Source organism: Streptomyces sp. NPDC006743, from assembly GCF_040703815.1.
Taxonomy (GTDB): domain Bacteria; phylum Actinomycetota; class Actinomycetes; order Streptomycetales; family Streptomycetaceae; genus Streptomyces.
In genome coordinates this window covers 12,173-28,868 of sequence record NZ_JBEYJA010000061.1, presented here as the reverse complement: position 1 = coordinate 28,868, position 16,696 = coordinate 12,173, and the positions used below count along the sequence as shown (strand labels likewise).

At 73.4% G+C, this 16,696-nt stretch carries 10 protein-coding genes; 5 read left to right on the top strand and 5 right to left on the bottom strand.

Annotated features, from left to right (window positions below; translation table 11 throughout):
- Positions 1-77: 77 nt before the first annotated feature.
- Both ABZ719_RS32680 and ABZ719_RS32675 read left to right on the top strand, forming a co-directional pair.
- A complete protein-coding gene (locus tag ABZ719_RS32680; RefSeq protein WP_366728782.1) occupies positions 78-1,124 on the top strand; it encodes a DMT family transporter in 1,047 nt (348 codons plus the stop codon).
- Between the two features lie 49 nt (positions 1,125-1,173).
- Positions 1,174-2,094 carry a LysR substrate-binding domain-containing protein gene (locus tag ABZ719_RS32675; RefSeq protein ID WP_366728781.1) on the top strand — a complete coding sequence of 307 codons (921 nt, stop codon included), beginning with the start codon at positions 1,174-1,176 and terminating at the stop codon, positions 2,092-2,094.
- Positions 2,095-2,421: 327 nt separating this feature from the next.
- Here ABZ719_RS32675 and pepN (ABZ719_RS32670) read toward each other — a convergent pair whose 3' ends face one another.
- A complete protein-coding gene (gene pepN, locus ABZ719_RS32670; RefSeq protein WP_366728780.1) occupies positions 2,422-5,001 on the bottom strand; it encodes an aminopeptidase N in 2,580 nt (859 codons plus the stop codon).
- 112 nt (positions 5,002-5,113) lie between these two features.
- On the opposite strand from pepN (ABZ719_RS32670), the gene ABZ719_RS32665 reads away from it, so the two are divergent.
- Positions 5,114-5,659 (top strand): DUF1203 domain-containing protein, encoded by a 546-nt coding sequence (locus ABZ719_RS32665; protein ID WP_366728779.1) that lies wholly within the window; start codon positions 5,114-5,116, stop codon positions 5,657-5,659.
- A gap of 25 nt (positions 5,660-5,684) precedes the next feature.
- Here ABZ719_RS32665 and ABZ719_RS32660 read toward each other — a convergent pair whose 3' ends face one another.
- Together ABZ719_RS32660 and ABZ719_RS32655 are read right to left on the bottom strand one after the other, a co-directional pair.
- The gene (locus tag ABZ719_RS32660) at positions 5,685-6,701 is read right to left on the bottom strand and encodes an aspartate-semialdehyde dehydrogenase (protein WP_366728778.1); all 1,017 of its coding nucleotides are present in this window, start codon (positions 6,699-6,701) and stop codon (positions 5,685-5,687) included.
- A 543-nt stretch (positions 6,702-7,244) separates the two neighbouring features.
- Positions 7,245-10,562 carry a S8 family serine peptidase gene (locus tag ABZ719_RS32655; RefSeq protein ID WP_366728777.1) on the bottom strand — a complete coding sequence of 1,106 codons (3,318 nt, stop codon included), beginning with the start codon at positions 10,560-10,562 and terminating at the stop codon, positions 7,245-7,247.
- Positions 10,563-11,028: 466 nt separating this feature from the next.
- On the opposite strand from ABZ719_RS32655, the gene ABZ719_RS32650 reads away from it, so the two are divergent.
- Both ABZ719_RS32650 and ABZ719_RS32645 read left to right on the top strand, forming a co-directional pair.
- Positions 11,029-11,496 (top strand): NUDIX hydrolase, encoded by a 468-nt coding sequence (locus tag ABZ719_RS32650; protein WP_366728776.1) that lies wholly within the window; start codon positions 11,029-11,031, stop codon positions 11,494-11,496.
- A 100-nt stretch (positions 11,497-11,596) separates the two neighbouring features.
- Positions 11,597-12,742 (top strand): serine hydrolase domain-containing protein, encoded by a 1,146-nt coding sequence (locus ABZ719_RS32645; protein ID WP_366728775.1) that lies wholly within the window; start codon positions 11,597-11,599, stop codon positions 12,740-12,742.
- Positions 12,743-12,822: 80 nt separating this feature from the next.
- Here the strand turns inward: ABZ719_RS32645 and ABZ719_RS32640 are convergent, their stop codons facing one another.
- Together ABZ719_RS32640 and pepN (ABZ719_RS32635) are read right to left on the bottom strand one after the other, a co-directional pair.
- On the bottom strand, positions 12,823-13,881 hold the full coding sequence (locus ABZ719_RS32640) for a hypothetical protein (RefSeq protein ID WP_366728774.1): 1,059 nt from the start codon (positions 13,879-13,881) through the stop codon (positions 12,823-12,825).
- A 206-nt stretch (positions 13,882-14,087) separates the two neighbouring features.
- Positions 14,088-16,673, bottom strand: coding sequence for an aminopeptidase N (pepN, locus tag ABZ719_RS32635; protein ID WP_366728773.1), 2,586 nt, complete (start codon positions 16,671-16,673; stop codon positions 14,088-14,090).
- Between the last annotated feature and the right edge of the window lie 23 nt (positions 16,674-16,696).

Genomic DNA, 16,696 nt, shown 5'->3' with positions numbered 1-16,696 from the left:
AGATTCGATGGACCTGATAGGTCGGTCGCTGTCACGGTGGGCTCGTCGTCCTGCCCCCGCTCAGCGAAAGGACCCACGTGGCCGAAGTCCTGCACGGGACCACACCCACCCCCGCCTCCGGCACCCCCGCCGCCACTGCTGACACCGCCCCTTCCGGCGCCCCCGCCCCCGGCCCTCCCGCTTCCGGCACCCCCGCCCCCACTCCCCGCACCGACGCTCCCGGTGCTTCCGCCTCGCCCGCCGGTGGCCGCGCCCCCCGGCCGGCCGTTCTCGGTGTCGCGCTCGCCGCCCTCGCCACCGTGGTCTGGGCGGGCAGCTTCGTCACCTCCCGGGCGCTGCACGACAGCGTGCCGCCCGTGCAGCACGCCTTCTGGCGCTGGGTCGTGGCGCTCGTCGCCGTGGCCCCCTTCGGTGCCCGCGCCGCCTGGCGGCAGCGCGCGCTGGTCCGCCGCCACCTGCGATTCGTGCTGCTGGCCTCCCTGCTCGGAGTCACCGTCTACAACACGCTGGTCAACCAGGCCGGACTGACCACCCCCGCCGCCAACATGGGCATGATCATGGCGGCCTCCCCGGTGCTGATGGCGGTCCTCGAACGGGCGGGCGGCGTACGGCTCGGCGCGCGCCGGGTCACCGGACTGCTGACCGCCTGCGCGGGTGTGGTGCTGCTCATCGGCGGAGGAGGCGCGGCGTCGTTCTCCGCCGGGGACCTGTGGATGATCGCGGCGGCCTGCTCGTTCGGTTCCTACAGCGCCCTGCTGCGCCGCCGCCCCGCCGAACTGGCCGGTGCGGCCTTCCTGTTCACCACGTTTCTGTTCGGCACCGTCATGCTGCTGCCCGTGCAGGTGGCCAGCGTCGCCGTCCAGGGCGGTTTCGACGTCCGGCCCGGCACGGTCCTGCCCCTTCTCTACGTCGGCGTGCTGTCCTCCGCCGTCGCCTTCTTCTCCTGGAACAAGGCGATCTCCCTCGTCGGACCCACCCGCGCCGGGCTCGTCTACTACCTCCAGCCCGTCTGCGTGGCCGTGCTGTCCTGGGCGCTGCTCGGTGAGGCGGTCGGCCCGTTGCAGGCGCTGTGCATGGCGCTGATCCTGGGCGGCGTCGTCCTCGGGACCGCCTCGCGCCGCTGAGGCCCGCGCGGGCGCCGCCCGCCCCGGCGCCGGCGTATAGGTTGCCGCCATGGCCGAGTGGGAGATCCGGAAGCTGCGCATCCTGCGGACGCTGGGGGAGCGGGGGACCGTGACCGCGACGGCCGAGGCGCTGCACATGACCCCGTCCGCCGTCTCCCAGCAGCTGACCAACCTGGCGGCCCAGCTCGGGGTGCCCCTGCTGGAGGCGCAGGGGCGGCGGGTGCGGCTCACGGACGCGGCCCGGCTCGTCCTCCGGCACGCGGAGGCGGTGTTCGAGCAGCTGGAGCGCGCGGAGGCCGAACTGTCCGCGTACGCGCACGGAGAGACCGGCGAGGTGCGGGTCGGGGCCTTCTCGACCGCGGTGCCCGCCCTCGTCGTGCCGGCCGTGCGGACGCTGCGGGCGACGCACCCGGGGGTGACCGTGCGGGTGCGGGAGACGGAGGCGGGTGAGGCGTACGACCTGCTGGCCGCCGGCGAGGTGGACCTCGCGCTGTCGCTGGCCGCGCACGCCCCGACCCCGGTGGACCCGGGCTTCACGCGGGTGCCGCTGCTCGCCGACCCGCTCGACCTCGCCCTCCCGCCGGACCACGCGCTGGCCGCGGCACCCCGGGTGCGCCTGGCCGATCTCGCGGCCGAGGCGTGGATCTTCGGCGGCAGCGGCCCCTGGTCGGACATCACGCGGACGGCCTGCGAGGCCGCCGGGTTCAGCCCCTACCAGGGGCACTCGGCGGCCGGGTGGACCGCGATCCTGGCGATGGTGGAGGCGGGCATGGGCGTGGCCCTGGTGCCCCGCATGGCGGCCGTGCGCCGGGACGGGGTCGTGATGCGCGCCCTGGGCGCGGACCGCCCGTACCGGCACGTGGGCGCAGCCCTGCGGAAGGGGGCGCGGGACGCGCCCGCGCGCAGGACGGTCCTGGCGGCCCTGCGGACGGCGGCCGCCGGACTCACGGGCCAGGAACAACCGGCCTGACCCTCAGACGACGGGGCCCCGTCCGCACCGGCAGGGGACCCGGCCCAGCCCGGCCGCGTACCGGCAAGGGAGCCCCGACGCGGACCGCGAGCCGAACCAGCAAGGGGAGGGCACCCCACCGGGACCGGCCGCCGTGCGGGAAGGCCGACGCAGGGACCGGCCGCCGCGCAGGGCCTCCCGGCCCAGCCCGGGCCTCGCACCCACAAGGGACCCCCGGCCCGGACCGCGAGCCGAACCAGCAAGGAGGGGGCGCCCGGCCGAGACCGGGCGCCCCCCCCGCATGCCGGGCCGCGCCCACGGCGCGGTACCGCGCCTGTCGTGCCGCCGCTACTTCGCCGCCGCGTCCGCCGCCTGGGCCTTCAGCGAGCGCTCGACACCCGCGCGCGACTCGGAGACCAGCCGGCGCAGGGCCGCGTTCGGGGCGGCGGAGGCCAGCCACTCGTCGGTGCGGCGCAGCGTGTCCTCCTCGACCTGCACCGCCGGGTACAGGCCGACCGCGATCTGCTGGGCCATCTCGTGGGAGCGGGAGGCCCAGATGTCCTTGAGCACCTCGAAGTACCGCTCGGTGTACGGCGCCAGCAGCTCGCGCTGGTCGGTCTGGACGAAGCCCGCGATGACCGCCTCCTGGACGGCGTTCGGGAGCTTGTCGGAGTCGACGACCGACGCCCAGGCCTCCGCCTTGGCCTCCTCGGTCGGCCGGGCGGCGCGGGCGGTGGCCGCGTGCCGCTCACCGGCGGCGGTCCTGTCCCGCTCGTACTCGCCGGCGATCTCCGCCTCGTCGAACCGGCCCACCGCCGCGAGCCGCTGCACGAACGCCCAGCGCAGCTCCGTGTCGACGGCCAGGCCCTCGATGGTCTGCGTGCCCTCCAGCAGGGCGTTGAGCAGGTCGAGCTGCTCGGGGGTGCGGGCGGTCGCCGCGAAGGCACGCGCCCACGCGAGCTGGTGGTCGCTGCCCGCCTCGGCGGCGCGCAGGTGGGCCAGCGTGGCGTCGGTCCAGCGGGTGAGCAGGGCGTCGCGGGCGGCCGGGTCGGCGTACAGGTCGATGGCCAGCTTCACCTGGCGGTGCAGCGACTGCACCACGCCGATGTCGGACTCCTTGCCGATCCCGGACAGCACCAGGGACAGGTAGTCGCGGGTGGCCAGCTCGCCGTCGCGGGTCATGTCCCAGGCGGAGGCCCAGCACAGGGCGCGCGGCAGCGAGGACGCGAAGTCGCCGAGGTGCTCGGTGACGAAGGCCAGCGACTGCTCGTCCAGGCGGACCTTGGCGTAGGACAGGTCGTCGTCGTTGAGCAGGACGACCGCAGGACGGCGCCGGCCGGCCAGCTGCGGTACGGCGGTCAGTTCGCCGTCCACGTCCAGCTCGATCCGGCCGTCCTCGGCGCGCACCAGCTTGCCGCTCGCCTCGTCGAGGTCGTACAGGCCGATCGCGATGCGGTGCGGGCGCAGCACCGGCTCGCCCTTGGCGCCGGCCGGGAGCGCCGGGGCCTCCTGCCGGACGGCGAAGGAGGTGATGGCACCGTCGGCGTCCGTCTCGATCTCGGGCCGCAGGATGTTGATGCCGGCCGTCTCCAGCCACTTCCTCGACCAGGTCTTCAGGTCGCGGCCGGAGGTCTCCTCCAGCGCGCCCAGCAGGTCGGACAGGCGCGTGTTGCCGTACGCGTGCCGCTTGAAGTACGCCTGCACGCCGCGGAAGAACTCGTCCATGCCGACGTACGCCACCAGCTGCTTGAGGACGCTGGCGCCCTTGGCGTAGGTGATGCCGTCGAAGTTGACGAGGACGTCGTCCAGGTCGTTGATGTCCGCCATGATCGGGTGGGTGGAGGGCAGCTGGTCCTGCCGGTAGGCCCACGTCTTCATGGAGTTGGCGAAGGTCGTCCACGAGTGCGGCCAGCGCGAGCCGGGGGCGTGCGCCTGGCAGGCGATGGAGGTGTAGGTGGCGAACGACTCGTTCAGCCACAGGTCGTTCCACCACTCCATGGTGACCAGGTCGCCGAACCACATGTGGGCCAGCTCGTGCAGGATCGTCTCCGCCCGCACCTCGTACGCCGCGTCGGTCACCTTGGACCGGAAGACGTACTGGTCGCGGATGGTGACCGCGCCCGCGTTCTCCATCGCGCCCGCGTTGAACTCGGGCACGAAGAGCTGGTCGTACTTGGCGAACGGGTAGGCGTAGTCGAACTTCTCCTGGAACCAGTCGAAGCCCTGCCGGGTGACCTCGAAGATCGCGTCCGCGTCGAGGAACTCGGCGAGCGAGGGCCGGCAGTAGATGCCCAGCGGCACGGACTGCCCGTCCTTCTCGTACGTGCTGTGCACGGAGTGGTACGGGCCGACGATCAGCGCGGTGATGTACGTCGAGATGCGCGGCGTCGGCTCGAACACCCAGACGTTGTCCCGGGGCTCGGGCGAGGGCGAGTTGGACACGACGGTCCAGCCCTCGGGCGCCTTCACGGTGAACTGGAAGGTGGCCTTCAGGTCGGGCTGCTCGAAGGAGGCGAAGACCCGGCGCGCGTCCGGCACCTCGAACTGCGTGTACAGGTACGCCTGGTCGTCGACCGGGTCGACGAAGCGGTGCAGGCCCTCACCGGTGTTGGTGTAGGCGCAGTCGGCGACGACCCGCAGGACGTTGCGGCCCTGGAGCAGGCCGGGCAGGGCGATGCGGGAGTCCTTGAAGACCTCCGCCGGCTCCAGCGCGTCGCCGTTGAGGGTCACCTCGTGGACGGCCGGGGCGATCAGGTCGATGAAGGACTCGGCGCGGTCCTCGGCGACGTCGAAGCGCACCGTGGTCACGGACCGGTAGGTACCGCCCTCCTGCGCGCCGGAGAGGTCGAGATCGATCTCGTACGAGTCAACGGTGAGCAGCTTCGCCCGCTGCTGCGCCTCTTCGCGAGTCAGGTTTGTGCCAGGCACGCGGTCATCTCCTCGTGATGTGTGGATTGCGTCATCCTTCCATGCGACCCGCGCCGGACGCGACGACCGATTTCCGCCGGTGGACGGCGTTCGAACAGGCGAGCCTGGAGGCATGACGACAGCGGAAGCGACGCGAGAAGTGGAAGAGCGGCCGGCCGGCCGCGCCCGCGCCATCGGCCCGGCCGTGCTGGCGGAACTGCGCGAGCGGGACGACGCCGGACGCCCGGCGGCGCCGTTCACCGACGAGGAGGGCGGCGCGCCGCTGCGCTGCTGCCTGCGCAAGAGCGAGCCGGGCGAGGTGATCGCGCTGGTCAGCTACGCGCCGCTGCGGCGCTGGGCGGCCGAGACGGGCGCCGAGCCGGGGGCGTACGACGAGCAGGGGCCCGTCTTCGTCCACGGGCGGGAGTGCGCGGGACCGCAGGGGGCGGGGCCGAAGGGCGCGGGGCCGAAGGGCGCGGGCCTTCCCTTCACGAACGCGCACCGGGTGGTGCGCCGCTACTCGGCCCAGGGACGCATCCTGGGCGGGCGGCTGGTGGAGCCGGGCGCCGCGCACCTCGGCGCCGCCATCGCGCAAGCGTTCGACGACTCGGACGTGGCGCTGGTCCACGTCCGGGCCGTCGAGTACGGCTGCTTCCTCTACGAGGTGCGCAGGCCCTGACGCCGGGGCGGACGGCGGCGGCCGGTCAGCCCTTCAGCTCGGCCGCCACCAGCTCCGCGATCTGCACCGCGTTCAGGGCCGCGCCCTTGCGCAGGTTGTCGTTGGAGACGAACAGCGCCAGGCCGTTGTCCGCCGTCTCGTCGCGGCGGATGCGGCCGACGTAGGACGGGTCCTGGCCGGCGGCCTGGAGCGGGGTGGGGATGTCGGAGAGGGCGACGCCGGGGGCGCCGGACAGCAGCTCGGTGGCGCGCTCCACGCTGATCGGACGGGCGAAACGGGCGTTGACCTGGAGGGAGTGGCCGGAGAAGACCGGTACGCGCACGCAGGTGCCGGAGACCTTCAGCTCCGGGATCTCCAGGATCTTGCGGGACTCGTGGCGGAGCTTCTGCTCCTCGTCGGTCTCGTTCAGGCCGTCGTCGACGAGGTTGCCGGCGAAGGGCAGCACGTTGAAGGCGATCGGGCGCTTGTAGACGGCCGGCTCGGGGAAGTCCACGGCCGCGCCGTCGTGGGTCAGCTTGTCGGCGTCCGCGACGACCTTCTGGGTCTGGCCGTGCAGCTCGGCCACGCCCGCGAGGCCCGAGCCGGACACCGCCTGGTAGGTGGCGACGACCAGGCCCTGAAGCCCCGCCTCGGCGTGCAGCGGCTTCAGCACGGGCATCGCGGCCATCGTCGTGCAGTTCGGGTTGGCGATGATGCCCTTGGGGCGGTCCGCGACGGCGTGCGGGTTCACCTCGGAGACCACCAGCGGCACGTCCGGGTCGCGGCGCCAGGCCGAGGAGTTGTCGATCACCACGGCGCCCTGGGCGGCGACCTTCTCGGCCAGCGCCTTGGAGGTGGCGCCGCCCGCCGAGAACAGCACGATGTCCAGGCCGGTGTAGTCGGCGGTCGACGCGTCCTCCACCGTCACGCCGTCCAGGACCGTCCCCGCGGAGCGGGCCGAGGCGAACAGGCGCAGCTGGGTGAGCGGGAAGTCGCGCTCCGTGAGGATCCTGCGCATGACCGTGCCGACCTGACCGGTGGCTCCGACGATTCCGACCCTCACGGTGTCTCCCTTGGCGTGTGCTGTACGTGCGTGTGCCGTGCGTGTCGCCCGGCCGCGGCCTTTCCATCATGCGGCCGGCCCCGGCCCGGGTGTCCACTTCTTTGCGCCGCGTGCCCGCCGGCGTCTCGCCGAAAGGGACGAGTCCGGCAGCCGCGCGGTTGCGGTTCTGCGGCGCGCACCCGGGGTGAGCTGCAGAAATTCGCCCGCCCGGGCGCGCGGACCGCAAGCTGTGCTGCTCCGTGCCTGCCCGTGCGATCCGGCCGTATACGGCGATGTGACGTACGCAACGGCACGGGCGGCGGAGGGCGGGGGGCGGCCGAAGCGGCCAGGGTGGGGCGGGGTGGCGGCCAGGGACGGCGGCGACCGGGGACGGCCGGGAACGGCGAAGGGCGGGCGCCCGCACGGACGCCCGCCCCCGACCAGTCCCGGTTTCCGCCGGTCCCTGTGGTCCCACTGGTCCCACGGGTCCCACCGGACCGACCGGTCCCACCGGACCGACCGGTGTCGGAGGCCGGGGCGGCCACCGACACCGGTCGCCGGCGGTTACGGCAGGACCTTGCCGATCTTCACGCTGCCGGTGCCCGCGACGGTGCCCCGCGCGTTCACCAGCTGCACCTGCCCGAAGAACTCGCGTCCCTCGGGCGCCTGGGCCGCAGCGGTGACCTGGCCGGTCACCGTCGCCGACGCCCCGGTGCCCAGCTCGACCGCCGCCGACTCGTCCACCGACACGGTGCCGAGCGCGGCGGAGAAGAACACGTCCCGGTAGTCGTACGCCGTGGAACCGGAGGGCACCGAGTACGCGGCGACCTCCACGGTGTACGTGCCGGCCGCGGGCGAGGCGATCGACACCGATTCCTCGGAGTCGCCGTCCGCGGACTTCGCGACCTCCTTGCCGTTCGCGTCGTAGACGACCAGGTCCAGGTCGGCCGACTTGTCCGAGACCCCGCCGATGGCGACGTCGAGCGACTTGGCGCCCTCGGGGACGGTCACGGTCGTGGTCTGCTTCTCACCGTTGCGCACGGTGGGCCGGTCCGACTTGGCGGAGCCGAGGGGGCCGCCGGTCAGCTTGCCGTCCAGGGCGGCGTAGGCGTTGGTCACCTTCCAGGAGGCGGTGACCGGCGTGCCGGCCTTCGCCTCGGGCACGGTCACGGTCTGCGGGTCGAAGGAGGCGCCCAGCACGGCGACGTCCAGCCGGTAGGGGTTGTCGAGCAGCGGCGAGGTGCGGCGCGCCTCGACCTCGACCTCCCACACGCCCGGCTGCGGGTCGGCGTAGGAGCGGACGTCGGGCTTGCAGCCGTTGCCGTCGAGGTAGTTGTTGTAGCAGTACGGCGTCGAGGTGTTGTCGACCGGGACGCCGTAGGGGTGGACGGCGATGAAGCGGGTCTGGCTCCTGCCCTTCAGCCCGCCGATCGCGACCTCCAGCGACTTGGCGCCCTCGGGCACCGTCAGGAAGTAGGAGCGGGTGCTGTTGCGCTCCACCGAGGACGTGTCGGAGTAGGTGTACCGGACCGGGTCCGCGACCACGACGGTGGTGAGGATCTGCCGGTCGACGCCGGTGGTGAAGGGGTCGTCGACCTCCAGGATCGCGCTCTTGAGGCCCGCCGAGCGGGGAGCGGCCTGCACCTTGACGGTCACCGGCTCGTTCAGCGGCAGCCGCACCAGCGGCGAACCGACGACACGGAAGGTGTGGTCGGCGTTGTTCGCGACCCGCAGCGTGTGCCACACCGCCCGGTCCGGGCCGGAGGTGCGGGTGACCGTGATGTCGTAGGTCTTCTTCTGGCCCGCCTTCAGGCCGCCCTCGCGGTCGTAGAGGCCGGTGCCGTAGCCGGGAGTCTTCAGGGCGTAGTCGATCGCGGTGTCGACCGGGGCCCGGACCGTGTACTCGTGGGCGGCGGCGCCGCGGCGGATCGCGTTCCAGGCGTCCACGACGTCGATCCGGCCGGCGCCCTCCTCGTAGGCCTGGGCGCCGGGGATGTGGTGGGCGGTCGAGGTGAGCGCGGTGCGCAGCTTCGCCGGGGTCAGGTCGACGTGCTGCTGCCTGGCGGCGCTCAGCAGCAGCGCGGAGGCGCCGGTGGCCTGCGGCGAGGCCATCGAGGTGCCCTGGAGCATCGAGTAGCCGGCCGGCAGCGAGTAGCCCGCCTCGGCGACCGGGGAGCCCGGCAGCCAGGTCTGGGTGGTGTTGATCGCCGCGCCGGGCGCGACCAGCGTGGGCGTGAAGCCGCCGTCCTCACGCGGGCCGCGCGAGGAGAACGGCATCATCGCGTACCGCGTGCGCACGGCGGAGCCGTAGTTCGCGGCCCAGGTCTCCTTGGAGATGCCGGCGCCGACCGAGATCACCTTGTCGGCCAGGCCGGGGTCGCCGATGGTGTTGGCGCCGGGGCCGGAGTTGCCCGCGGAGATGACGAGCTGGACACCGTAGGTGTCGATCAGGCGGGTGTACAGCTCGGCGCGCGCGTTGTTGCCGTCGTTGAGGGCCGGCAGGCCGCCGATGGACATGTTGACGATGTCGACGCCGCGGTTCGCGACGAGGTCGATCATGCCCTCGGTGAGCGCCACGTTGGTGCAGCCGCCGCTCCAGGTGCAGGCGCGCGAGGAGACGATCTTCGCGCCGGGGGCCGCGCCGTTCATCTTCCCGCCGAACAGGCCGTGGGCGGCGGTGATGCCGGCGACGTGGGTGCCGTGCTCGGACTCGATGACGCCGATGTTGACGAAGTCGGCCTTCTTGCCGGTCCAGGACCCGCCGTAGGGGTCCATCGGCACGTCCTTGCGGATCTGCACGACGAACGGCTGCCGCTCCACGACGTCCGTCTTCGGGTCGTCGGTGCCGAAGTAGCCGACCTGGAAACCGTCCTTGTACGGCTTCATCGGCGTGTCGTCGGTGAAGTCGTTGTTGTTGTTCAGGTCGACGCGGACGGTGCCGGCCGCCGGGTCGTACAGGAGGCCCCAGGAGTCGGTGGGGTCGCCGTCGCGGTTCGCGTCGCCCTTGGCGTCGCCGCCCGCGGTCGCGGACTCCTTGAAGGTGCTGATCTCGTACGAGCCCGCCGGGGCCTTCCAGCTCTGGCCGCCGTAGGTGAAGGACGGTCCGGAGACCGGGTTGACCATCGGGCGCCAGGTGGCGTCGCCGTCGATGATCGGGTCGGTCGCGGTCACCCAGTCGACGATCTTGCGCTCGCCGGTGGTGGTCCGCTGGAGCGCGGGGTGGCCGAGGTCCACACCGGAGTCGAGGATGCCGATGGTGACGCCCCGGCCGTCCGCCTGCGCGTCGCGGCGCACGAATTCGACGGCGCCCGTCTCGAAGGAGGGGTTGTACGGGTTCGTCGCGGGCGTGTTCCTGCCGGGCGCGGGGTAGACGGCGCTGTCGCCGTTGCCCTGCTCACCCTTGCCCCGCGCGTTGCCGGTGGTGCCCGCGTCCGGTGCCGGGTCGTCGAGCGGTATCTCCTGGCGCAGGTCGATGGCGTGCACCGAGGACAGTTTCTCGGCCGCGCTGATCACGGAGTCGGCCGCGGCGGTCGGCACGGTGGCGCGGACGTAGCCGAGCCCGTCGTGGGTGAGGCCGACCGAGCCGCCCCTGACCGCGTCCAGCTGCCGGGTGACCTGCTCGGTCTTCCCGGGCGCGGTCGCGATCATCATCGTGACGTTCTTCGCGCCGTCGGCCTTGGCCGTGGCGAGCAGGCCGGCGTCGTCGGCGCCGAGTTTCGCGCTCGCCGGCCGGACGGCCGGGCCGGAGGGGACGGGGCCGCCCTCGGCGGCGGCGGCCAGGGGCAGCGGTCCGGCCGCGCAGAGCGCGGCCACCACGCCGGTGGCCGCGGCGATGCGGGCCAGGCGTCTGGCGCCCGGGGCGCGGGGGGAGTCGGAGGTCATCGGCATCCCTTGTCGGTGGAGGAACCAGGCGGGGTGCGACCGGTTGTGATCGCGGTCGTCCGGAAATCGGTGCCGGACGATCGCTCAGCTTTACCCAAGAGGACAATGTTTGGGGAGAGTTGACCGAGGCGGGATGGACGCATGGCGCAATCCCGCCATGCGTCACGGCGGACACCAGGCGGCAAAGCGCCCTTTTCCGCCACATGTCGAGGGCCGGTGAACGCGCATGGTGGCGGCCCGCGTTCGCAGGGTGCCCGCCGAAGGAGCCCGTGCGCCCGGTCCCCCTGCCGTCCCTTGACGATCCGGACAGGCGCACCGCGCCGCCCCGGCGCCCCCCGCAACCTCTTCGCCGCACCCCGGCAACCACCCCGTCACCGGCCCGCCCCGCCCCCCGCGCCCGCCCCGCCGGGCCCGAACGGCTCCCGAACGGCCCCCGGCCGTCCGCCCGCTGCCGTAACGTCTCCCCATGCGTGAGGAGTTGCGGGTGGCGGCCTACGCCGTGTGTGTGCGGGACGGACGGATGCTGCTGGCCCGCTGGGTGGCGCGGGACGGCGCCCGCCGGTGGACCCTGCCAGGCGGCGGCATGGAACACGGCGAGGACCCCTACGACACCGTGGTCCGCGAGGCCGAGGAGGAGACCGGGTACGCCGTCGAGCCGGTCGCCCTGCTCGGCCTCGACTCCATCCGGCGCACCTACCCGCGGCCCCTGGGCAGCCACGCCGACTTCCACGGGCTGCGCATCGTCTACGAGGCCCGGGTCACCGGCGGCGACCTGCGCCACGAGATCGGCGGCTCCACGGACATGGCGGCCTGGCACGACCTGGAGGCGGTGCCGGGGCTGGAGCGCGTCGGACTGGTCGACGTCGGCCTGCGGCTGTGGCGGGAGCGGCCGGCCGCGGGACGCGTGGCACCGGAAGCGTCCGGCGGGGCGTGAACGGCCGGATGTCGCTCAACCGGGTCACCGCCCGGCAACCCTCCCCTCCGGTCCCCGGTCCTTGAGCGCGAACCGGTCGGACGGCGGAGAGGGGAAGACGATGTCGGTACGGACGAGCCTGGCGGGGACGGCGGCCCTGGTCCTGGCGGTGGTGGTGGCGGGACCCGCGGTGGGGGCGCCGGCCGCATCGGACGGCGACGGCCGCCACGAGGCGACCCGCGCGGCGGTCCGGGCCGCCGTCGCGGACGGCGTGCCCGGCGTGACGGCGACCGCCCGGGACCGCTCGGGCACCCGGAACATCACCGCCGGCGTCGGCGACCTGCGCACCGGCGCCCCGCGCGGCGCGCACGACCGCTACCGGGTGGGCAGCATCACCAAGACCTTCACGGCCACGGTGCTGCTCCAACTGGAGGCGGAGGGACGGCTGTCACTGGACGACACGGTGGACCGGTGGCTGCCCGGCGTGGTGCGCGGCCACGGCCACGACGGCCGCCGCATCACCCTGCGGCAGCTGCTCAACCACACGAGCGGCATCTACAGCTACACGGCCGACGAAGGCTTCGGCCGTGCCCACTTCCTCAAGGACGGCTTCCTCGCGCACCGCTACGACACGCTGCGGCCCGAGGACCTGGTGCGGATCGCCATGGCCCACCGGCCGGACTTCGCCCCCGGCACCTCCTGGCAGTACTCCAACACCAACTACGTGCTGGCCGGGATGGTCGTCGAGCGGGTGACGGGGCACTCCTACGCCCACGAGATCCGCGAGCGCGTCCTGCGGCCCCTGCACCTGACGGCCACGTCGCTGCCCGGCACCCGGGTCACCGTCGGGCACCCGAGCGGCCGCGCCTACTCCAAGCTGTCGGACAAGACGACGGGACCGGTGTACGACGTCACCGAACTCAACCCGTCCCTCGCCTCCTCGGCGGGCGAGATGATCTCCGACTCCGCCGACCTGAACCGCTTCTACACGGCCCTGCTGCGGGGGCGGCTGCTGCCGCCGCGGCAACTGGCGGAGATGCGGACGACGGTGCGCACCGGCAGTCCCGGCATCCGTTACGGCCTCGGTCTGATGGACCACCGGCTCTCCTGCGGCGTGCACGTGTGGGGGCACGACGGCGGCATCCACGGCTCGTCCTCGGCGGCGACGGCCACCGCCGACGGCCGCCACGCCCTGGCCTTCAACTTCAACGGCGACTGGGCGGGCGACGCCGACGCGGTCGTGGAGGCGGAGTACTGCGGCCGCTGAGCGGTCCCGGCGCCCGCGGGGCGGGGTCCCGGACGCCGTCCGGGCCCCCGCTCCCCCTCCTGCGCCGCCGCCCCCACGGCCTACCGCGGCAGCACCACCACGTACGCGGCCGGATCGCGGTCGGCCGCCGCCATCAGGGCCGTGCGCACCACCGTCGCCTGCTGCTCCATCGCCTCGCGCAGCTTCCTGGGCGTGATGTGGACGACCGTGATGCCCAGCCGCTCCAGGTGCTCGCGCTTGCGGGCGTACTCCGACCAGAGGGAGTCCTCGTCGGGGCGGCCCTGGAGCGGCGCTCGGGTGTCCAGTTCCAGGGCGACCGCCTGATCGGGCCAGTACGCGTCCAGGCCGCCCAGGTGCGGGCCGCCGGGCAGGCGCAGGTCCACGTTCCACACCGGGTCGGGCAGGCCGTGCTCCTCGACCATCCGGTACAGCCGGTCCTCGGCGATCGAGCGGCCCTCGGCCAGCAGCGAGTCCACCGCGTCGACCACGTACGGGCGGGTCAGCAGCCGCGCGGCGGTCAGGGCGCGGACCACCGCGGCCGGCTCGCAGTGCCCGCCGCGCACCGCCTCCGTCAGCAGCCGCTGCACCGCGACCGCGTCCCGCGACTGCGCCACCGCGTCCGCCAGGGCACGCGGCACCGGGGCCACCGGGACGCCCGTGACCACCTCGGGGACGGGCGGCTCGGCCGTCCGGACCACCCGGGCGCAGCCCGTCGAGCGCAGCCGCCGCAGCCGCGGCACCAGCACGTCGATCTTCTCCAGCGCGAGCAGGGCGGGCGCGGCCGAGAAGCCGTGCAGGGTGAGGGCGGCCAGGCCGGTGATCATCACGTCCGGGTGGGCGGGGCGGTGCGGTTGCCGCGCGGTCGGCTGGGCCGGCACCCCGGACGCCGGGCGCGGCGCGGGTCCGCGGGTCGCGTACAGGAGCACGGCGCGCAGACGCTCCTCGCCGGTCGGCGGCCCGGGATGGAGCAGGTAGACGCCCGGCAGGAACTGCTGCCAGGGTCCGCCGGCGCGGCACTGCTCGGTCGTCTCGGCCGCCGACACACCGTGGGCGCGCAGCTGGGCGGTGGTCAGGACCCGGCGGTGCGCCTCGGCCAGGTGGCTCAGGGGGCGGGGGGAGAGCGGGGTGTCGTGGTTCATGTCCCGGGACGTTCCCGTACCCGGGCCGCCCGCTAACCGCTGTTACACACCCGTCGACAAATGAGGACAACCCCGCACTAAAGGACGCGTGTTCGGATGCCGAAAACCCCTGGTCCGTCCAGGGACGGGCCAGGGGTTACGGGAACTTTGTAACGGTTACTCCACGCCTGAGCCGTGGCCAGAGCTGCGGCTGTCCGGGTGACGGCTCAGCCGGCGGCTCCGGCCGTCGCGTCGCACGCCTGACCGCGCAGCGCACGGGCCAGGTCGTCGCGCGCCTCCACGACCAGCCGGCGCAGGGCGGGCGCGGCCCCCTCGTGCGCGGCGAGCCACGCGTCCGCCGCGTCCAGCGTCTCGCGCGAGTCCCGCAGCGACGGGAACAGCCCGCGGACCACGTCCATCCCGATCTGGATCGACCGCTCCTGCCACACGCGCTCGATCACCGCGAAGTACCGCTGCGCGTACGGCGCCAGCAGCTCCCGCTGCGAGGGCCGCACGAAGCCCGCGATGGTCGCCTCCACCAGCGCGTTCGACAGCGCGTCCGACTCCACCACCTGCGTCCACGCCCGCTCCTTGACGGCGGCGGAGGGACGCGCGGCCAGGCAGCGCACCTGGTGCCGCTTGCCGGAGGCGGTGTCGTCGCGGGCCAGCTCGTCGCCGAGCGCCTTCTCGTCGGCCACCCCGTACGTGGCCAGCGGCTCCAGGAACGCCCAGCGCAGCTCCTGGTCCACCTCCAGCCCGGTGATCTCCTCGGTGCCGTCCAGCAGGGCCCGCAGCAGTTCCAGGTCGGCCGGTGCCGACGCCAGCGACGCGAAGAAACGCGCCCAGGCCAGCTGGTGCTCGCTGCCCGGCTCGGCCTGCCGCAGCTCGGCCAGCGCGCCCTCGGCCAGCGCCCGCCCGCCCGTCTCGCGCCACGCGGGCGCCACGTAGTGCACCAGCGCCGACTGCGCCCACGCGTGCAGCATCTGGAGCACGCCGATGTCGGTCTCGCGGCCCGCGAACCGCAGTACCAGAGCGATGAAGTCGCGGGCCGGCAGCAGCGCGTCCCGGGTCAGGTTCCACAGCGCCGACCAGCACAGCGCCCGGGCGAGCGGATCGGTGAGCGCGCCCAGGTGCTCGCGCAGGGTGGCCAGCGACGTCTCGTCGAAGCGGATCTTGCAGTAGGTGAGGTCGTCGTCGTTGACCAGCACCAGGTCGGGCGCGTCCTGCCCGGCCAGCTCCGCGATGACCGTACGGGCACCGGCCACGTCCACCTCGGCGCGCGCGTACCGCTCCAGCGCGCCGACCTCCGAGCGCTGGTACAGGCCCACCGCCACCCGGTGCGGGCGCAGCTCGGGGTGCGACTCGGCCGCCTCCTGCACCACCGCCAGCTCCTGGATCCGCCCCTCGGGATCCAGCACCACCTGCGGGGTCAGCGCGTTGACGCCGGCCGTCTGGAGCCAGGACCGCGCCCACGCGCCCATGTCCCGGCCGCTGGTCTCCTCCAGGACCGCGAGCAGGTCGCCCAGCCGGGTGTTGCCGTACGCGTGCCGCTTGAAGTAGCGGCGGGCGCCCTCCAGGAACGCCTCCCGGCCGGCGTACGCCACCAGCTGCTTGAGCACCGAGGCGCCCTTGGCGTAGGTGATGCCGTCGAAGTTCAGCTTGGCGTCCTGCAGGTCACGGATGTCCGCGGTGACCGGATGCGTGGAGGGCAGCTGGTCCGCGCGGTACGCCCACGCCTTGCGGCGGTTGGCGAAGGTGATCCAGCCGTCGGTGAACCGGGTCGCGCCCACCAGCGAGAACGAGCCCATGAAGTCCGCGAAGGACTCCTTCAGCCACAGGTCGTCCCACCACTCCATGGTGACCAGGTCGCCGAACCACATGTGCGCCATCTCGTGCAGGATGACGTTGGCCCGCGCCTCGTAGGACGCCTGCGTCACCTTGCCGCGGAAGATGTACTCCTCGCGGAACGTGACCAGGCCCGGGTTCTCCATCGCGCCCAGGTTGTACTCCGGCACGAACGCCTGGTCGTACTTGCCGAACGGGTACGGGTAGTCGAAGTTGTCGTGGAAGAAGTCCAGGCCCTGCTTGGTGACGAGGAAGACGTCGTCGGCGTCGAAGTGCTTGGCCAGTCCCTTGCGGCACAGCGCGCCCAGTGCGATCTCCAGCCGCGTCCCGTCCTCCAGCACCCGTTCGTAGGAGTCCGTCACGTAGTGGTACGGCCCCGCCACCACGCACGTGATGTACGTCGAGATCGGCTTGGTCTCGGCGAACCGCCACACCCCGTCGTGCCGCTCACCCGCCCCGTTGCTCCACACGGTCCACTCCTCGGGCGCCCGCACCTCGAAGCGGAACGGCGCCTTGAGGTCCGGCTGCTCGAAGTTCGCGAAGACACGCCGCGAGTCGGCCGGCTCGTACTGGGTGTAGAGGTAGACCTCGCCGTCCTCCGGGTCGACGAAGCGGTGCAGGCCCTCACCGGTGCGCGAGTAGGCGCACTGCGCGTCGACGACCAGCTCGTTGTCGGCGGCCAGGTCCTCCAGGAGGATCCGCGAGCCGTCGAAGACCTCGCTCGGGTCGAGGTCCCTGCCGTTGAGGGAGACGGCGGTGACACTCGGTGCGATCAGGTCCGCGAAGCTGGACGCGCCGGGCTCGTTGCAGCGGAACCGGATCGTGGTGACGGACCGGAACGTGCGCGGCCCCGTGCCCTCCCCGGCGCCGGCCGCCGACCGCACGTCGAGGGACACCTCGTACCCGTCGACGGACAGCAGGGCGGCCCGCTCCCGGGCCTCGTCGCGGGACAGATTCTCACCGGGCACAGACGGCACTCCCTCGGATGTGT